Source organism: Streptomyces sp. 7R007 (assembly GCF_054850255.1).
The window spans coordinates 1-17464 of the sequence record NZ_JBTWMV010000037.1; the positions used below are offsets into that span (position 1 = coordinate 1).

Annotated in this window: 14 protein-coding genes and 1 pseudogene; 5 read left to right on the forward strand and 10 right to left on the reverse strand. The window is 72.8% G+C overall.

Features of this window, described 5'->3' with window-relative positions; all coding sequences use genetic code 11:
- The first annotated feature begins 74 nt into the window (after positions 1–74).
- Positions 75–587, forward strand: a complete 513-nt coding sequence (locus ACYF6T_RS33305) for a hypothetical protein (RefSeq protein ID WP_461701184.1) — start codon at positions 75–77, stop codon at positions 585–587.
- A gap of 64 nt (positions 588–651) precedes the next feature.
- Here the strand turns inward: ACYF6T_RS33305 and ACYF6T_RS33310 are convergent, their stop codons facing one another.
- Positions 652–1584 carry a hypothetical protein gene (locus tag ACYF6T_RS33310; protein ID WP_461701185.1) on the reverse strand — a complete coding sequence of 311 codons (933 nt, stop codon included), beginning with the start codon at positions 1582–1584 and terminating at the stop codon, positions 652–654.
- 297 nt (positions 1585–1881) lie between these two features.
- Here ACYF6T_RS33310 and ACYF6T_RS33315 point away from each other — a divergent pair.
- Together ACYF6T_RS33315 and ACYF6T_RS33320 are read left to right on the forward strand one after the other, a co-directional pair.
- Positions 1882–3605, forward strand: a pseudogene (locus ACYF6T_RS33315) (RecQ family ATP-dependent DNA helicase).
- Positions 3589–4443 carry an MBL fold metallo-hydrolase gene (locus ACYF6T_RS33320; protein WP_461701186.1) on the forward strand — a complete coding sequence of 285 codons (855 nt, stop codon included), beginning with the start codon at positions 3589–3591 and terminating at the stop codon, positions 4441–4443. The pseudogene ACYF6T_RS33315 and the gene ACYF6T_RS33320 overlap by 17 nt, the downstream one beginning before the upstream one ends.
- Before the next feature lie 51 nt (positions 4444–4494).
- Here ACYF6T_RS33320 and ACYF6T_RS33325 read toward each other — a convergent pair whose 3' ends face one another.
- The 3 genes from ACYF6T_RS33325 to ACYF6T_RS33335 all read right to left on the reverse strand — a co-directional run bounded on the left by ACYF6T_RS33325 (position 4495) and on the right by ACYF6T_RS33335 (position 9708).
- A complete protein-coding gene (locus ACYF6T_RS33325) occupies positions 4495–6573 on the reverse strand; it encodes a S9 family peptidase (protein ID WP_461701187.1) in 2079 nt (692 codons plus the stop codon).
- Positions 6546–8330: an N-acetylglutaminylglutamine amidotransferase gene (locus ACYF6T_RS33330; RefSeq protein WP_461701188.1), complete on the reverse strand. Its 1785-nt coding sequence runs from the start codon at positions 8328–8330 to the stop codon at positions 6546–6548. The genes ACYF6T_RS33325 and ACYF6T_RS33330 overlap by 28 nt, the downstream gene beginning before the upstream one ends.
- A gap of 148 nt (positions 8331–8478) precedes the next feature.
- Complete coding sequence (locus ACYF6T_RS33335) at positions 8479–9708, reverse strand: carboxylate-amine ligase (RefSeq protein WP_461701190.1); 1230 nt, start codon at positions 9706–9708, stop codon at positions 8479–8481.
- Between the two features lie 221 nt (positions 9709–9929).
- On the opposite strand from ACYF6T_RS33335, the gene ACYF6T_RS33340 reads away from it, so the two are divergent.
- Both ACYF6T_RS33340 and ACYF6T_RS33345 read left to right on the forward strand, forming a co-directional pair.
- Complete coding sequence (locus ACYF6T_RS33340; RefSeq protein ID WP_461701191.1) at positions 9930–10643, forward strand: GAF and ANTAR domain-containing protein; 714 nt, start codon at positions 9930–9932, stop codon at positions 10641–10643.
- Between the two features lie 175 nt (positions 10644–10818).
- Positions 10819–11046 (forward strand): hypothetical protein, encoded by a 228-nt coding sequence (locus tag ACYF6T_RS33345; protein ID WP_461701192.1) that lies wholly within the window; start codon positions 10819–10821, stop codon positions 11044–11046.
- Between the two features lie 89 nt (positions 11047–11135).
- On the opposite strand, the gene ACYF6T_RS33350 is transcribed toward ACYF6T_RS33345, so the two are convergent.
- The 6 genes from ACYF6T_RS33350 to ACYF6T_RS33375 are packed head-to-tail and all read right to left on the reverse strand — an operon-like array spanning position 11136 to position 17462.
- Positions 11136–12488: an FAD-binding oxidoreductase gene (locus tag ACYF6T_RS33350; RefSeq protein ID WP_461701193.1), complete on the reverse strand. Its 1353-nt coding sequence runs from the start codon at positions 12486–12488 to the stop codon at positions 11136–11138.
- A gap of 20 nt (positions 12489–12508) precedes the next feature.
- Positions 12509–13630 carry an acyl-CoA dehydrogenase family protein gene (locus ACYF6T_RS33355; protein ID WP_461701195.1) on the reverse strand — a complete coding sequence of 374 codons (1122 nt, stop codon included), beginning with the start codon at positions 13628–13630 and terminating at the stop codon, positions 12509–12511.
- The gene (locus tag ACYF6T_RS33360; RefSeq protein WP_461701197.1) at positions 13627–14628 is read right to left on the reverse strand and encodes an ABC transporter substrate-binding protein; all 1002 of its coding nucleotides are present in this window, start codon (positions 14626–14628) and stop codon (positions 13627–13629) included. The genes ACYF6T_RS33355 and ACYF6T_RS33360 overlap by 4 nt, the downstream gene beginning before the upstream one ends.
- A gap of 41 nt (positions 14629–14669) precedes the next feature.
- Positions 14670–15770, reverse strand: coding sequence for an LLM class flavin-dependent oxidoreductase (locus ACYF6T_RS33365; protein ID WP_461701199.1), 1101 nt, complete (start codon positions 15768–15770; stop codon positions 14670–14672).
- A gap of 10 nt (positions 15771–15780) precedes the next feature.
- The gene (locus ACYF6T_RS33370) at positions 15781–16749 is read right to left on the reverse strand and encodes an ABC transporter substrate-binding protein (RefSeq protein WP_461701200.1); all 969 of its coding nucleotides are present in this window, start codon (positions 16747–16749) and stop codon (positions 15781–15783) included.
- Entirely contained in the window at positions 16746–17462 is a 717-nt protein-coding gene (locus ACYF6T_RS33375) for an ABC transporter ATP-binding protein (RefSeq protein WP_461701202.1), read from the reverse strand. The genes ACYF6T_RS33370 and ACYF6T_RS33375 overlap by 4 nt, the downstream gene beginning before the upstream one ends.
- Positions 17463–17464 lie beyond the last annotated feature (2 nt).

Consider the following 17464-nt stretch of genomic DNA (forward strand, 5'->3'; position numbering starts at 1 on the left):
CGCCTGTCCGCACCACCCCCCGCCATACGACCGTCACGGCCGTCACGGCCGTCACGACGAGGACACCGCCACCTGTGAACGCACACTCCGCCGAGGACCGATACGACCAGTCCTTCCACGACTGGCTGCACCACCTGTACGACGCGCTGGACTTCCCCGACCCCGCCGACCCGCCCGCATGGGTGCGGCAGATCTTCGAAACGAACGGCGGCCTTCCGGCGGACGCCTTCGCCCAACTGGCGTTCGCCCACCGCGTGCAGGACATCAAGGAGGCCTTCGCGCGCGTCGCCGCCACGGCCCACGCCCGCACGGGCATCGAGATCCCACTCCACTTCGAGATCGAGGAACCCTCGGACGAGTTCCCGGTCGGCCTGGCGTCCTTCGCGGGCTCGCCCATCTGGGCCGCCGAGCCGCCGAAGGTCTACGTCGATGTCGCCGAGGCCATCCAGACCCACCTCGCCGACCGCCACCGCACGGTCTGGCCCCTCTGCCCGGACCATCGCACAGGCACCCATCCGAAACTCGTCTCGGGACAGGCGGTGTGGTGGTGCCCGGCCGGCAGCCACGACAGCGAGCCCATCAGCTGACGCGGGCGGTGGCGTAGTGCCTGGTCAGGTCTGTTGATCCTGCGGGGCGTTGAGCCCCTGGCGGCTATGTCGTGCCCCTGCTCACGCGGCGCAGCTGCTGGGTCTTCTCGCGTGCCTCCCGCTCGGCCCGGGACACGGCGTCGGCTGCGGACCGGCTGTGCTCCTCGGCTTGGTGCTGGTCGCTCTCGGCCTGCCGGCACTCCGCGCGGGCCTGCGCCAGTTGCTCCTCTACGGCGGACACCCGCCGGCGTGCCTGCTCCGTGCGCTCGCGTGCCCCGTGCAGTGCGGCATCGGCCTCCGCCCGCCGTGCCCGCTCTTCACCCAGGCGCTGTTCGGCCGCCTCGGCCGCATCCCGCGCCCGGGCCAGTTGCTCCTGACGGGCGCGACGCCGCTCGGCGAGTTCGTCCTCGGCCCGCACCGCCTTCGCCGGCGCCCGGCGGCCCCGGGTGCCCGGCCCTTCGACCGCCGGTGCGGTAGCGGGGGAAAAGTCCGTCGGCGGGGTGAGGGCGTCGACCAGGCGCCCGCCCTCCCACTGCCGGGCCGCGTCCTCATCGGTGAGCACGGCGCGCAGGGTCGCTTCGAGGTCCTGCCGCACCGGCGGCGACAGCCGGTGCCCGGCCTCACCGGCGAGCTGGGCGCCCTGCTGCGACAGGGCCGCTACGACACGGCGCCGCTGCGCGGACAGTTCCTTGAGTCCCTCGGCGTCCAAGGTCTGATAGGCCTCGCGCAGCGCCCGTCCCAGGTGCAGGAACTGCCGGCTCTCCTCGGGCTGGGAGCGCAGCAGCAGGTTCGCCGCCCAGGCCGCGAGGGTGGGGCGACGCGCGGCGTGGATCGTGCGGGCATCGTCCGGGCGCCCGGCTGTCCTCGCGGCAGCAGCGAGCGTCTCGCGCCGGGCGACGAAGTCGGACGGCGGCGTGGTGTACAGCTCGTCGAGGACGGCTTCCACATCGTCCCCCGCGCCGTCCTGGCGGCCTTTGCGCGCGCTCAGCGTCTCCACACCTCCGTCCTGTGCAGGCCGTGCCGGACGCCCGATCGTCGAGGCACGCTGTTGCGGCGACCCGCCCCGAATCACCGGCGGGCGACAACTCGGCGCTTCGACATGACATCAGCCTCACGCCCACCTCACCGCCCCGCATCCCGACCGACACGCGAAGTGTGCCGCCTCTGGCCGGTGACGCCCGCCCACGGTGGCAGCGCGGGAACCCGCGTCCTTGAGATCGGCCCTACCGGGTAGTCGGGCACCACCCCCTCCGCGCTCCCGCGGAGGCAGCGGTGTCGAGGACAAGAGGTGGGCATGCCCGACGGACCCGACGGAAGAGAGCCCGGCGTGCCGGACCGGCTGCGGCGGACGGCTGCCGAGGTGTTCGGCTGGCCCGAGCTGCGGCCGGGCCAGCTCACCGCCATGGAGGCGGTCGTGCGCGGGCGTGACGCCCTGGCGGTCATGCCGACCGGGGCCGGGAAGTCGGCCGTGTACCAGGTGGCCGGGCTGCTGCTGCCCGGGCCCACCGTCGTGGTCTCCCCGCTCATCGCGCTCCAGCGGGACCAGATCGCCGGCCTGCTCGGCCACCGGCGCGCCCCGGACGCCGTCGCCGTCAATTCCGCCCAGTCGGCCGGAGAGACGAAGGCCGCCTGGGAGGCGGTGCGGCACGGGGACGCCGAGTTCCTGTTCCTCTCGCCCGAGCAGCTGACGAAGGACGAGGTGGTCGAGCGGCTGACCTCGACCGAGCCGTCCCTATTCGTCGTCGACGAGGCCCAGTGCGTCTCCGCCTGGGGCCACGACTTCCGTCCGGACTACCTGCGCCTGGCCCAGGTGATCGGGCGGCTGGGCAGGCCCGCGGTCCTCGCCCTGACGGCCACGGCCGCGCCACCCGTGCGCGAGGAGATCGTGCAGCGGCTGGGCATGGACGGTCCGGCTGTGGTCGTGGCCGGGTTCGACCGGCCGAACATCGCCTTGGAGGTGCGGCGCTTCCAGCAGGACGCGGACAAGCGCCGGGCCGTGGTGGAGCGGGCCGCCGCGGAGGCCAAGCCGGGCATCGTCTACACCGCCACCCGCCGGGACGCCGAGGACTACGCGGCCGACCTCGCCGAGCTGGGCCTGGCGGCCACCGCCTACCACGCCGGTCTGGCGGCCGGTGAGCGGTCCCGGGTGCACGACGCCTTCCTGGCCGGCGAGACCGACGTCGTGGTCGCCACCTCCGCCTTCGGCATGGGCATCGACAAGGAGGACGTACGGTTCGTGCTCCACGCGTCCGTACCCGGCTCGCTGGACGCCTACTACCAGGAGATCGGGCGGGCCGGCCGTGACGGCGCGCCCGCGGTCGCCGTCCTGCACTACCGGCCCGAGGACAAGGCGTGCAGCACCTGTTCGCCACGCGCACCCCCGACGAGGCGACCCTCGGCCGGGTCGCGGAACGCATCCACGCGCACGAGGGCCCCCTCTCGCTGGAGGACCTCGCCGAGCGGACGGAGCTGACGCACCGAAGGGTGACGGCGGCGGTCAACCTCCTGGAACTGGCGGCAGCCGTGCGCACCGACTCCGGCGGACGGGTACACCCCGTTTGCGGCGTCACGGCCCAGGACGCCACCGCCCGCGCGGCGGAGGAGGCCCGCGCACGCGGCCGGCTGGAGCAGTCCAGGCTGGAGATGGTGCTGGGGTACGCCGAGGCGACGGGCTGCCGCCGGCGTTTCCTGCTCGGTTACTTCGGTGAGCCGTACGAGGCGCCGTGCGGCAACGGCGACGGGTGCGGACCCGCCACGTCCGCCGAGGACACGGTCGTCGACGGGGTGGGGGACGCGGAGGAGACCCCGTCGGCGCACCCGGCGGCCGCGTCCTATCCGGCGGGCGCCCAGGTCCGGCACAGGGAGTGGGGCGACGGAACGGTGATGAGCGAGGAGGGCGACCGCATCACCGTGCTGTTCGACTCCATGGGATACAGAACGCTGTCCCTGGCCGCGATCGCCGACCAGGAACTGCTCACGGCACGCGGCTCCGGAGGAGAGCATGGACGATCCCGCTGACGACGCCGTAGATCTGCACTTCATCGGCAACGCGACCGTACTGCTGCGCTACGGCGACCTGACCCTGCTCACCGATCCCAACTTCCTGCACCGGGGGCAGTACGCCCACCTCGGATACGGACTTCTCAGCCGCCGTCTGACGGAACCGGCCCTGGACGTCCGCGACCTGCCCCGCCTGGACGGCGTCGTCCTGTCGCATCTGCACGGCGACCACTGGGACCGCCACGCCCGCAGGCACCTGGACCACACGGTGCCGGTGCTGACCACGCCGCACGCCGCGCGCCGGCTGCGGGTCCTGCAGGGTTTCCGGTGTACGGCGGGCCTGCGGACCTGGCGGGGGCTCACCCTCCGGCACGGCGACGCGCAGGTCCGGGTGACCGCGCTGCCGGGACGGCACGCCGGACACCGCGTACTGCGCGGTCTGCTGCCCCCGGTGATGGGCAGCATGCTGGAGTTCGGCCCCGTGGGCCGCCCGCCCCGGCTGCGGCTGTACGTCTCCGGCGACACCCTGGTGTACGACGGCCTGGACGAGATCGCCCGCCGTTTCCCGGCCGCCGACCTGGCCGTACTGCACCTGGGCGGCACCCGTCTGCCCGGCGGGTTCGTGGTCACCATGGACGGCGCGCAGGGGGCAGAGCTGGCCCGGCGCCTCGATCCGCGGCTGATCCTTCCCGTGCACTACCACGACTACACGGTGCTGCGGTCCCCACTGGACGCGTTCCTCGCCGAGGTGGAGTCGGCCGGGCTCACCGAACGTCTCGTGCACTGCCGCCACGGGCAGCGCGCGCGGATCACCGCGACCGCGGGGGCCGTACGGGCCGTACCGGAGGTGCGGTAACGGCTGCTTCCGGCACTGGTCACCGGGGACCGGCTGTGACCGCTCGGTGGTTCACGTCTCCCCGAGATGCCGTTGCAGCCAGTCCCCCGCGGCCCGGCGGAACAGTCGCCGGTTGTCCGCGCGCAGGAACTCGTGGCCCTCGTCGCGCAGGACGAGGAGCTCGGCGGGGATGCCACGTTCCCGCGCGGCCCGCACGAACTGTTCGGACTCCCCCGGCGGGACGTTGGTGTCGTGTTCGCCGTGGACGGCCAGCAGCGGCACCCGCAGGGCGTCGACGCGGCTCATCGGCGACAGGGCGCGCAGCAGGGCGCGGTCGCGCTCGGGATGGCCGTACTTGTGGGCGGCCGACTCCGCGATCCAGGGCTCCGTGCCCGCGAAGAAGGTCAGGAAGTCGGACATGCCGCAGACGGCGACGCCGGTGCGGAACAGGTCCGGGTGCCACACGAGCGAGGCGAAGGTCAGATAGCCGCCGTAGGAGCGTCCCATGACCGCCAGCCGGGTGGGGTCGGCCAGGCCGGCCGTGACGAGGTGGCCCGCGCAGTCCGCGACGTCGTCGAGGGCGGCGAAGCGGCCCTCGCCCAGGTCGGCGTCGACGTACGACCTGCCGTGCCCCGAGGAACCGCGGACGTCGGGGGCGAAGACGTCCAGGCCGCGGCCGAGCAGCTCGTGGTAGAGCGGGTTGAACACGGGGCGTTCCTGCTCCTCGGGACCGCCGTGCAGGTGGATGACACACGGTGCCGGTTCGCCCGGGGCGCGTCCCGGCGCCCGGTGGTACCAGCCGCTCAGGCGCAGACCGTCGCGCGCCACCGGCCGCAGGAGGACGGGGCGCACGGCTGGGCGGCCGGGCGGGACGGTGTCCTCGTCACGGGCGGTCCACGGCGTGCGCAGCAGGGAGATCCCCTCGTGGGCCCACCACACTCCGGGGCGGCGCAGGGAGCCGGACAGCGCGAGCAGCAGTCGCCCCGGTCCCGCGGCGGCGACCCGGGTGACGACCTCGTGCGGCAGGGGGACGGGCCGTGCCGGCCCGGTGGTGTCCGGGACGGGGCGCGCGGAGAAGGTCTCGACCGTTTCGAGTTCGCTGACGCCTTGGACGTTCCACGTCAGCACGGCCGTGCGGCCGTCGTGGGCCAGGGACAGCAGTTCCAGATCGCTGCCGTCGCGTTCGGCCACCACGGCCCGCCCGCAGGGCGTGCCGTCGGCGTCGAGGACGAGGGCGAACAGCGCCGCGTGCTCGCGGTCGGCGTCGCTGCGCAGCCACAGCGTGCGCCCGTCGGGAGAGAACCGGCCGATCCACGGATCACCGTCGGCGACCGGCACGGTGGCGGTCGTCGTCGCGTCGTCCAGGCGCCGGACGACCGCCTCCCTGCGTCCGCGCGGTCCACGCAGCAGCAGTGCCAGGGAGCCGTCGGGGCTGAGGTCGCACACACGCAAGGTGGCGGCGTTCGTCTCCGTGGCCAGCAGCACGGGGGACATCAGGCCGTCGGGATCGACCAGGTAGGCCGACAGTCCGCCACCGGCCCGGGCGGTGGGTGAAGCGAGGGGGCCGGCCGATGTGCCGTGCCCGGCCGTCACGGACCCGACGCCGTCCGTGGCCGCGCCCAGGAGCGCCGCGTGGGGCGGGCCGCCGTTGCCGCGGGCGGCTGGTGCCGCGAGGGTGACCGCGACGCCCGATCCGTCGTGCGCCCAGCTGCCGAGGTGGGCGGAGGTGTCCGGGTCGGCGCCGGCCAGAATGTGCCGGCCGGTGCCGTCGGGCCGTACGCACAGCACCCGGGTGTGCTCGCCGCCGCCGGGTGCCGTGGTGTAGGCGATCCAGCGGCCGTCCGGTGACCAGGACACCTCGGTCACCGGGTCCGGGGAGGCGTCCAGCAGCCGGACTTCCTCGCCGTCCACGGGACCGGCCCACAGCTGCGGAACGCCGCCCCGGTCGCAGATGAAGGCCGCCTGGGCGCCGTCGGGATCGGCGGAGGGGTACCAGCAGCCGTGGGCGTGCAGCCGGGTGACGGCGTCGCGGGGCCCTGCCGCCTCGGGCAGCTGCACCTGGACCGGGGCGGCGCCGGGGACACCCGGCGCCCCCGGCGCGGTGGGTGCGGACGGCCCGCCGGTCACTGGATTCCGTGCGTCTGCAGCCATATCTCCAGCAGAGCCACCTGCCACAGGGCGTTGGCTCCACGCCTGGTCCGGTGCTCGTCCGGCGCCGCCAGCAGCTCGGCCACGTACGACTCCTGGAACAGCCCGCGCTTCTTGGCCTCGGGCGCCTCAAGCGCCTCGCGCACCCGCTCCAGGACGGGGCCCGCCATCTGCCTGATGGCCGGGACGGGGAAGTACCCCTTGGGCCGGTCGACGACGTCCCTGGGCAGCAGCTTGCGGCCCGCCTCCTTCAGTACGCCCTTGCCGTCGTCGGCGAGTTTCAGTTCCGGGGGGCAGGCCGCGGCCAGCTCCACCAGCTCGTGGTCGAGGAAGGGCACGCGTGCCTCCAGGCCCCAGGCCATGGTCATGTTGTCGACCCGCTTCACCGGGTCGTCGACGAGCATTACGTGCGTGTCCAGCCGCAGCGCGGCGTCCAGGGCGGTCTGCGCCCCGGGGACCGCCATGTGCTCCCGGACGAAACGGCCCGAGACGTCGTCCGCGGGCAGCATGCCGGGCTGCAGGACGCGGGCGAGGTCGGCGTGCGGGCGGTCGAAGTAGACCTCGGCGTACCGGTCGGGTTCCTCCTCCCGCGCCACCTCGGCGAGCTGCGGGTACCAGTGGTAGCCGGCGAACACCTCGTCCGCGCCCTGCCCGCTCTGCACCACCTTCACCTCGCGGGAGACCTGCTCGGACAGCAGGTGGAAGGCGACGACGTCATGGCTGATCATCGGTTCGCTCATCGCGGCGACGGTGTCGTCCAGGGCTGTCGACACCCGCTGCGAGGGAACCATCATCCGGCGGTGGTCGGTGCCGAACTCGCGGGCCACCAGGTCCGAGTACCGGAACTCGTCGCCCTTCTCCCCGCCCTCGGACTCGAAGCCGACGCTGAACGTCTTCAGGTCCCGCTGCCCCTCCTCGGCCAGCAACGCCACGATCAGGCTGGAGTCCAGGCCGCCGGAGAGCAGGACGCCGACGGGCACGTCGGAGACCATCCGGCGGCGCACGGCCGTGCGCAGGGCCTCCAGCACCGCGTCCCGCCACTCGTCGGGGCCCATGTCCGCGTACTCGGCCCGGCGCGTGTACGACGGCTGCCAGTACCGGTGGTCGTGATGGGTGCCGTCCGGTTCGACGGTCCGCACGGTGGCCGGCGGCAGCTTGCGCACACCGTTGAGGACGGTGCGCGGCGCCGCGACCGTGGCGTGCCAGGTCAGGTACTGGTGGACGGCCACCGGATCGAGGGTGGTGTCGACGTCGCCGGCGGCGAGCAGGGCGGGCAGTGAGGAGGCGAACCGCAGCCGGCCCGGCGCGGGCGCCAGATACAGGGGCTTGATGCCGAGGCGGTCGCGGGCCAGTACGAGGCGACCGGTGCGGTGCTCGACGAGGGCGAAGGCGAACATGCCGTGGAAGTGTTCGACACACGCGGTGCCCCACTGCCGGTAGGCCTTGAGCACCACCTCGGTGTCGGACGTCGAGACGAAACGGTGGCCGAGGCCGCGCAGCTCGTCGCGCAGCTGCCGGTAGTTGTAGACACAGCCGTTGAAGACGCCGGTGACCTCGCCGCCGGTGTCGGTCATCGGCTGCGCTCCGAGGTCCGACAGATCGATGATCTTCAGTCGCCGGTGGCCCAGCGCCACCGCGTCCCGGCTCCAGATCCCGTGCCCGTCGGGTCCGCGGGCGGCGAGCCGGTCGCTCATGCGCTCGACGGCCGCGAGATCGGGCCGCCGGCCGTCGAAGCGGATCTCCCCGCTCAGGCCGCACACAGCACGCCACCTCCCTCCCGGGTCTCGTCGGCCGTGAGCCGGTACGGGATCTCCGGGCCGCGCCTGCCGGTCGCGGCCCGGACGGTATCGCTGGGCATGGGGAATCCTCCCTGGGATGTCGGAAAAGGGTCGAACGCAGTGGCGCGGGTCAGCCCGCGAGGGCCTCCGGGGCTCCGGAGGTGGTCGAAGTGCCCGCCGGACCCGTCGCGGAGGACGGGGACTTCCCGCGGCCGTGCGGCAGCGGCCGGCGGTTCCAGCGCTCGCCGCGGGTCTCGGCGATCAGCATGTCGGCACAGGCCAGCAGGTCCTCTTCCCGGGCCGTGCGCCGCATACGCCGGGCGGCGCTGCCTTCTGCCAGGGCCTGCCTGGTCAGCGCGTTGACGGTCGACCAGTCGCCGTGTGCTTCGAGCGCGGGACGCAGCCGGGACAGCAGCGTGCGCACGACGCGTGCCGCGGGTGCCTCCTGCCTGGTCTCGGGGTCCACCAGCGTGCCCTCCAGGCCGGATCGCGCGGCGCGCCAGGAGGCCCCGCGCAGCCATTCGTGGTGGCCGTCGCACACCACCGCACCGGCCGCGCGACGCTCACGGGCGTCGGTCACCAGGGCACGGAACAGTCCGGCGAGGAGCACGACGGTCTCGACGCGGGGGCAGGCGTCGCAGATGCGCAGTTCCAGCGTGGGCAGGTGGGCGGACGGCCGTACGTCGTGGTAGATCATCCCCGCGTCGCTGATGATGCCGGCCCGGACGAGTTCGTCGACGGCGGCGTCGTACTCGGCCGCGCCGGCGTAGCAGCCCACCGGGCCCGCGGTGGGCCAGCGCTGCCACACCAGCGTGCGCCAGCTGGCGTAGCCGGTGTCGGAGCCCTGCCAGAACGGGGAACTCGCGCTCAGCGCCAGCAGCACGGGCAGCCAGGGCGAGATCGCGCACATCACGCCCACGGCCGTGTCGCGGTCGGGTACGTCCACGTGGATCTGGGCGCCGCAGATGAGCTGCTCGTCGGCCACCTGACGGTACTCCTCGACCATGTGGCGGTAGCGCGCGTCGGCGGTGGGGTGGCCGGAGAAGGCGGGCGCCAGGGGTGCGGTGCCCGCGGCGACGACCGCCAGTCCCAGCGAGGAGACGGCCGCGTCCAGCCGCCGTCTGGTCCGGGAGAGGTCGGTGTACAGGCTGTCCAGCGAGGCGTGCACCCCGCTGTTGGACTCCACGGTGGACTGGTGGAGTTCCGCGGTGAAGCCCCGCTGGGGAAGCCTGCGCAGCACCTGGTCGGCGCGCGGTACCAGTAGTCCGCTCTCCACCTCCAGGATGTGGAACTCCTCCTCCACCCCGATGCATACGTTCACGACACTCCTTGAAGGTCTTGCCCGGACTCCGCGCGTCATGGACAGGGCGCCCTCGGCGGGCGGCGCGGCAGCTGTACTGACGATCTCCAAGTGCCCAAAGCGGCGATGACTAAGCGCCACCCCGCGCGCGTCTGATACGGAGACGTCACAGATGAGCGGCCAAGCATCAGGGTCGACGCGCAAGGTCGGACGTTGCAGACGACGGCAGGCGGGAACACCCGTGTGCATGGTTGCCGCACCGATACCCCGAGGGACGTGCCATGACGGCTGACGAGACCCAGGCGACACGCCTTGTGACGCAGGCCGCCGCGGACGCTCCCCCCGCGGCACTGCCGCAGCGCCTGTGCACCGCGCTCGTGACGGCGCTGGGAGCGGACGGGGCCACACTGTCGCTGCTCACCGACACGCCCGCCCGCCAGCTGCTCAGCGCTTCCGACGCCACCGCGCTGCGGCTGGAGGAGATCCAGTTCACCGTGCTGGAGGGGCCGTGCATCAGCGCCGCGACGAGCGGAGAGCCGGTGATCGTCGACGACCTGGGCGACGTCGCCGGAGCCTGGCCGCTGTTCGTCGCGACCATGCGGGAGCAACTGCCGCAGGTGACGGCCGTACACGCCTTCCCGCTGTACTTCGGCGACTACGTCCTGGGATCGGTGGACCTGCTCGCGGTGCGGCCCGGCGCGCTCGGGCCGGACACGGTGGAGCGGGCGCCGCAGGTGGTCGACGCCCTGGCGGCCGCCCTGATGCCGGCCCGCACCCGGTGGTTCCCCGGCCGGGAGGCGCCGGTGTGGGAACCGGAGGCGACGGTCCGCGCGCACTGGTTCGACATCCACCGGGCCGTCGACGTCGTCGCCGCGGCCCGGCAGGTGGCCCCCGAGGACGCCCTGGCTCTCCTGCGCGCCGAGGCGTTCCGCTCCGGCCAGACGCTGGCCGAGATCACCGCGAGCATCCTCGGTCAACGGCCTCAGGCGGACTGAGGTCCGGCCTCCTCCACACCGCGCGCCTCGGCTCCTCCTGGCCGGCCGCGTGTGGGGTGGGGCGTGGAAGGGGTACACGAGCCGGAGCGTGCGAGCCTCGGCCTGTCGCTGCTCCTCGTCTCGGCTGCTGCTCCTCGCCCGTCACCCGACATCACTCTCGGCGAAAGGGTCTGTCATGACCGAGCGGTCCGAACCCGGTCCCCAGGACGAGCGGGACCGGCGCAGCACGGCGGACGACGAGGTGGAGACGCCCGGAGGCGGCGACCCCGCTGGAACCGAACCAACGCAGGCGGAAGACGGCCGCCCGGCGCCGGAGGAGGACGAGAGCGAGGACGCGGACGTGGACGTGGACGCGGAACAACAGCACAGCAAGGAGTGGGAAGCCGGCTGGTCCGGTCCCTGACGACGCGGGACCACCAGCGCGCCGTACGCCAGTCGCAGTGCGTCCGACCCGGCCGGCGGTCGGCGAACCGCGCAAGTCGACGCACCGCATCACAGGCTCTTACCGGGATTCAGGATGCCCCGGGGGTCGAAGGTGTTCTTGAGGCGTCGCTGCAACGCGTGAGCGGTGGGGCCCAGTTCGTCGGCCAGCCACTGCCGCTTCAGCAGTCCCACTCCGTGCTCGCCGGTGAGTGTCCCGCCGAGCCGGAGTGCGAGTGCGAAGATCTCGCCGGCCGCCTCCCAGGCGGCGTCGGGCAGTCGGTCCAGGGAGGGGTCGACCACAATGATCGGGTGCAGGTTGCCGTCCGCCGCGTGCGCGATGGTGAAGACAGGCACACCGTGGCGCGCGGAGACGGCCCGGATCTCCCGCACGGCCTCCGCCAGCCGGGAGCGCGGCACCGCGATGTCCTCGATCAGCGGACGGCCCAGTCGCTCCAGCGCGGGCAGTGCGAGGCGGCGTGCGGCCAGCAGCGTCTCGGCCTCCTCCGGGTCCTCGGTGCTCTCCACCCGCGAGGCCAGCGGTGCCAGCACCCGCGCGATCGCCGCCGCCTCGGCCGCCGCACCCGCACCGTCGCACTGCACGACCAGCAAGGCCGCGCCGCGCTCCCGCAGGGCCGGATCGACGGCTTGCAGCACCGGCCCGTCCACCAGCTCGGCCAGCGCGGGTACGACCCCGGCCCGGGCGATGGCGTACGAGGCCTCGGCTGCGGTCTCGAACGAGTCGAACCAGGCCGCGAGCGTCGCCGTCGCCACCGGGACCGGCCGCAGCCGCACCGTCGCCGAGGTGATCACGGCGAGGGTTCCCTCGGAGCCGGTGAGCAGCGCGGTGAGGTCGTAGCCGGTGACGCCCTTGACGGTACGCCGGCCGGTGGCGATGACCGTGCCGTCGGCGAGGACGGCCTCCAGGCCCAGCACGCTGTCCCGCGTCACCCCGTACTTGGCGCACCGCAGGCCGCCCGCGTTGGTCGCGATGTTCCCCCCGATCGTGGACAGGGCCGCGCTCGCGGGGTCGGGCGCGTACCGCAGGCCATGCGCGCCGGCCGCCCGGTCCAACTCGGCTGTGATCACTCCTGGTTCGACGACGGCGAGCTGATCCTCCGCCGACAGTTCGAGGATGCGGTTCATCTGGGACAGGTCCAGCACGAGCATGCCGTCGCCCGCCGTCGCCCCGCCCGACAGCCCGGTGCCCGCGCCGCGAGGGACCACCGGCACGCCCAAGGCGTGCGCGTGCCGCAGGGTGACGGTCACGTCCTCGGTGCGTCCGGCGCGCACGAGCGCGAGGGGCTCGCCGCTCGACGGGGTGCCCGAGCGGTCGGTGGCGTGCGCGGCCAGCGCGGCCGGGTCGGTGATCAGCCGGTCGGGCGGCAGGTCGCGGGCCAGCAGGCCCAGGAACTGCGCTGACACGGTCGTTTCCGGTGCTGCTGTCACGGGTTCAGGGCCCTCGTTCCGATCGCGAGCAGGGATGTGTCCTCTTGGGGCGCGTGCACGGGCGCGCACTGGATGTCGCGGAAGTGCCGCTCCAGGGGGTTGCCCCGGGCCAGCCCCGGATTGCCGAGCAGCCGCAGGGCCAGCTCGACCGCCCGCACACCGTGCCGGTCCGCCACGACACGGGCGCCCAGGGCCTGTTCGGGGGTGTACGAGGTGTCGCCGGCGTCCAGCTTCGCCGCCCCGTCGAACACCAGCTGCTCGGCGGCGGCCAGCAGTACTTCGATCTCCCCGGCGGTCCGCCGGAAGCGTTCCGTACGGGCGACCGCGTGACCGAGGTTGGTGGGGACGCGTGCGTGGGCGAAGGTGTGGAGGAAGGTCTGTGCGGCCCGGGCAACGCCCAAGTAGAGGGCGGCGAGAGGCAAATGGAGGGCGGCGCCCGATCGGTTGTCCTGCTCGGCGGCCGGTCCGTACGGCCCGATCCCGATGACGTGCTCGTAGGGCACCTCGACCGCGCGAAACGTCACGTCGTGGCTGCCGCTGGCGCGCAGTCCCAACTGGTCCCAGCGACCGGTGACTTCGATGCCCGGTGAGTCGCCGGGCACCAGGAAGGTGCCCACGCGCGGCTCCGCCTCGTCGGTGCTCGCCCACACCAGGAACCAGTCCAGCCCGTCGGCGCCCGTCACGAACCGCTTGGTGCCGCTGATCGCCCATCCGCCGGCGGTCCGCCGGGCCCGCGTCGCGGGCAGCCCGCCACGGGCGGGAGAGCCCAACTCGGGCTCCACGCGGGCGTGGTTGACGAGAACGGGCCGCGCCAGCGACTCCTTGGCCACACGCGCGTACAGTTCCTCGGGCCAGTGCGGCCGCACGGCCTGCCGGGCGTGCGTGTTCAGCGTCATCGCCGCGATCAGCGCCACCGACGGGTCGCCCTGTCCCAGCGTGTGCAGGATGCGGGCGCTGTCCTCGACGCCGGCACCCGGGCCGCCGTACTGCTTGCCGAGCGTGGCGGTGAGCAGCCCGGCCTCGTGCGCGATCCGCAGGGACTCGGCGGGGAAGGTGCCGGACCGGTCGTGTTCGGGGGCCAGTTCGGCGATGCGGGCGATGACGGTCCGGTCGTTCACAGGGCCTTCTTCAGGTCGGCGTTGAGTGCGGTGGTCCAGAACGACCTCACCTGAAGGTGTTCCTTGAGGGCGCCGAGTTCGGTGAAGGCGTCGGCGACCTGCTGCTGGGAGGCGATCGCGTCGTCGCCCACCACACGCGCCCGGGTGGGCCGCTGCTTCTGCTGGGCCACCAGGTCGCTGTGCGCCTGCGCGACCGGCTGGTGCGTGTTCGCCGAGATCACCTTGGCGAAGGCGGCCTCATGCCCGTCACGGACGTAGGCGTACGCCTTGGTGATCCGCGCGATCAGGTCGGCGATCGCCGCCTTCCGCGCGGGGCTCTTCAGCACGCTGTCCCGCGCCGACCACAGGAAGTTGCCCGACAGGATGTCCGCGCCCGAGCCGACGGTGCGGGCGCCCTGCTGGTGGGCGGTGATGATCGAGGTGCCGTAGGAGGCGAAGGCGTCGATGCCGCCGCCGTTGAGGGCGGCGAGGCCGTCGTTGGGCAGGAGCGGTTTGGCGTCGACGTCGGACCACTTCAGGCCCGCCCGCTTGAGCAATTCGTAGAGGAAGTAGTGGGCGGTGGTGTTCTGGACGTAGCCGACCTTCTTGCCCTTCAGGCCGGCGATGTCGGTCACCTTGGAGCCCTTGGCGACGACGACCTCCTGGTTGAGGGTCGAGCCGCGCTGGACGACGACGACCTTGAAGTTCGGCTTGCCGTCGGCCGCCGCGAAGACCGGTGGGATCTCGCTGGAGGAGGCGACGTCGAGCGCTCCGGCGCGGATGGCCTGAAGCTGCTGGTCGCCGCCCTGGAACAGGCTCCACTTCACCTTGTACGGGGTGTCGTCGAGGCGGGCGAACTTCAGGACCGCCTCTTCGGTCTTCCAGCCGGTGGCGCCGACGGTGAGGGTGACGGATTCGGGCGAGGAGTCGGCCTTGGCGTTGCCTGCGCAGGCGGCCGCGAACGGCAGCAGCAGGGCGAGGGCGGCGGCGGACGTGCGCAGGGTACGGCGGAACAACACGGAGTCTCCATCAGGGTGTTCGCCATCAGGCGTGGGGCGGGTCAGGCAGCCTGGGAGGTCGTCGCTCGGTGGGCGAGTTCCTGGCGGACCAGTGGCAGGACGTGACGGGCGTAGTCGATGGCGTCGTTGAGCGGGTCGTAGCCGCGGATGGAGAGCAGGTCGCAGCCGATGTCGACGTAGTCCAGCAGCGCCTTGGCGACCGTCTCCGGGGAGCCGACCAGGGCGGTCGACGCGCCCGCGGCGTTGGTGGCGGCCGCGGGCGCGGTCCACAGGCAGCGGTCGTGGACCTCGCCCCGCTCGGCGATGTCGAGGAGGCGCTGGGAGCCGACGTTGGCGGGACGGCCGGTGGTGCGGTAGTGGCGCAGCAACTCGGTGTTCCTCGCCTGGTCCTTGAGAGCGCCGAGCGTGCGGTGGGCCTTTTCCCAGGCCAGTTCGTCGGTGGGCGCGATGATCGGGCGGAACGACACCCAGATACCGGGGTGAGGGCGCCCGGCGGCATCCGCGACGGCGTTCACCGCGGCGATCTGCTCGGCCGTCTCCTTCAGCGGTTCGCCCCACAGCCCGAAGATGTCGCCCTGCTGCCCGCCGACCCGGTAGGCGTCCTGAGAGGAGCCGCCCACCGAGATCGGCACCAGCCCGTTGACCGGTTTCACATCGGAGTAGTAGCCCTCGAACCTGAAGTACGTGCCCTCGTGCGAGACGGGTCCGTCGGCCTGCCACACCTTCCTCAGGATCTGGATGTACTCGTCCGAACGCTCGTAGCGCTGTGCCTTGTTGAGATAGTCGCCCTCGCGGCGCTGCTCCTCGTCGCTGCCGCCGGAGATGATGTGCAGGGTGAGCCGGCCGTCGCTGATCCGGTCGAGGGTGGCCAGGGCGCGGGCCGCATGGGTCGGGAAGATCACGCCGGGGCGGTGGGCGAGGATCGGGCGGATCCGCTCGGTGTGCGTGGCGACGAACTGCGCGACCTGGAAGGCGTCCGGCGAGGCGGAGTGGTAGGCGACCAGGGTGTGGTCGAAGCCGCCGTCGTCGAGGGCCCGGGCGTACCTGCGCAGATGGTCGACGTCGAGGCCGGTCCGGCTGGAGGCGGCCGGGCCCGAGGCTCCGGCGTCGGTGTGGACGGCGCTGATGAACTCGACAGGCATGAAGAGGCTCCTACTTGAGAAGGGACGTGTCGGAGGACTTGGCCACGTCGACGTTCGGGTCGAGTACGCCGATGCTGTGCATCAGGTCGGCCACGCCCTGCACGGTCTTGTTCACCTGCGGGGTGATCGGCAGGACTTGGCCGTACGCGGCCGAGGCGAGGGTCTTGGCGACGGTGGCGTCGGCGCCGTTGTGTTCCTCGATGGCCTTGGCGTAGGCGTCCTTGTGGGTGCTGGTCCACTCGAGGGCCGTACCGAGGCGCTTGAGGAAGTCGGCCAGGGCCGCCTTCTTCGACGCGTCGGCGAGGGCCTTGCCGGAGGCGTTGACGTATCCGATGCCGCTGACCCGGCCGTCACCGCCGTCGATCAGGAGCCTGCCGCCCTGCTCCAGGCCCACGGCCTGGTAGACGCCGAAGGTCGCCCATATCTTGATCTTCCCGGAGGAGAAGGCGGCCTGCGCGTCGGTCGGCAGCAGGTACTGGACCTTGACGTCGTGGTAGCTGAGGCCGTTCTGCTTGAGGACGTTGGCCAGCAGGTACTCCGAGACGCTGCCCTTGGCCGAGGACACCACGACCTTCTGGCCCTTGAGGTCCTTGACGCTGTCGATGCCGGAGTCCTTGCGGACGACGATGCCGACATGGGTGCCGTCGTTCTTCAGCGCGGCGATGTTCTTGACCTTCACCCCGCCGCTGAGCGCCTGCAGCGCCGGCAGGTCGGCCGAGAACCCGGTGTCGGCGGCGCCCGCCTGCACGGCCTGGTAGAGCGGGGCCGCGCCTTCGAACTCTGCCCACTTGACCTTGTACGGGGCGTCCTTGAGCGCGTCGGAGGCGGTGACGATCGTCTGGAGCGTCTTGGCCTGGTCGCCGATGGTGAGGGTGACCTGCTTCGAGGAGGAGGCGTCCGCCGAGGTGTCCGCGCCGCAGGCGGTCAACGCCACCAGGGCGGAGAGGCTCAGCGTGGCGGCGGCGATGGTGCGGGTCACGAGGGGGTTCCTTCCAGCGTGTGGGTCACGCCCAGCCAGCTCAGGAGGCGGGCGCGCAGGGTCACGAACTCGGGGGCGGTCAGGTCACGGGGGCGCGGCAGTTCAACGGTGAGCTCGTGCGCGATGCGGCCCTGGTCCATCACCAGGACACGGTCGGCGAGCAGCAGCGCCTCCTCCACGTCATGGGTGACCAGGAGGATCGCGCAGCCGTGCAGACGCCACAGCTCGGCGACGAGCTGCTGCACCCTGCCGCGGGTCAGTGCGTCCAGGGCCCCGAACGGCTCGTCCAGGAGCAGCAGTTCGGGTTCGCGCACCAGGGCGCGGGCGAGGGAGACACGCTGTGCCTGGCCGCCGGAGAGGGTCTTGGGCCAGACGGCGGCGCGTTCACCGATGCCGACCTCGTCGAGCGCCTTGACCGCGAGTGCCTTGTCGGGGCGCCCGGGCAGGCCGAGGACGACATTGCGCCACACCTTCAGCCAGGGCAGCAACCGCGGCGACTGGAAGGCGGCACTGCGCCGCGCGGGCACGGTCACTTCGCCGCCGATCTCGTCGTCCAGGCCGGCGAGGATCCGCAGCAGCGTCGACTTCCCACAGCCGCTGTGCCCGAGCAGGGCCACGAACTCGCCCTCGCGGATGTCGAGATCGAGGTCGTGCAGGACGGTGTTGCCGTCGAAGGCCCGCGAAAGGCCCCTGATCTCCACGCTGTTGGGCATCT

What these genes read in the sequence shown, in the direction of transcription:
- ACYF6T_RS33340 (WP_461701191.1), top strand. Translation starts at nt 9,930, where the DNA reads ATGACGGCTGACGAGACCCAGGCGACACGCCTTGTGACGCAGGCCGCC.
- ACYF6T_RS33375 (WP_461701202.1), bottom strand. Translation starts at nt 17,462, where the DNA reads ATGCCCAACAGCGTGGAGATCAGGGGCCTTTCGCGGGCCTTCGACGGC.
- ACYF6T_RS33320 (WP_461701186.1), top strand. Translation starts at nt 3,589, where the DNA reads ATGGACGATCCCGCTGACGACGCCGTAGATCTGCACTTCATCGGCAAC.
- ACYF6T_RS33345 (WP_461701192.1), top strand. Translation starts at nt 10,819, where the DNA reads ATGACCGAGCGGTCCGAACCCGGTCCCCAGGACGAGCGGGACCGGCGC.
- ACYF6T_RS33325 (WP_461701187.1), bottom strand. Translation starts at nt 6,573, where the DNA reads ATGGCTGCAGACGCACGGAATCCAGTGACCGGCGGGCCGTCCGCACCC.
- ACYF6T_RS33365 (WP_461701199.1), bottom strand. Translation starts at nt 15,770, where the DNA reads ATGCCTGTCGAGTTCATCAGCGCCGTCCACACCGACGCCGGAGCCTCG.
- ACYF6T_RS33335 (WP_461701190.1), bottom strand. Translation starts at nt 9,708, where the DNA reads ATGACGCGCGGAGTCCGGGCAAGACCTTCAAGGAGTGTCGTGAACGTA.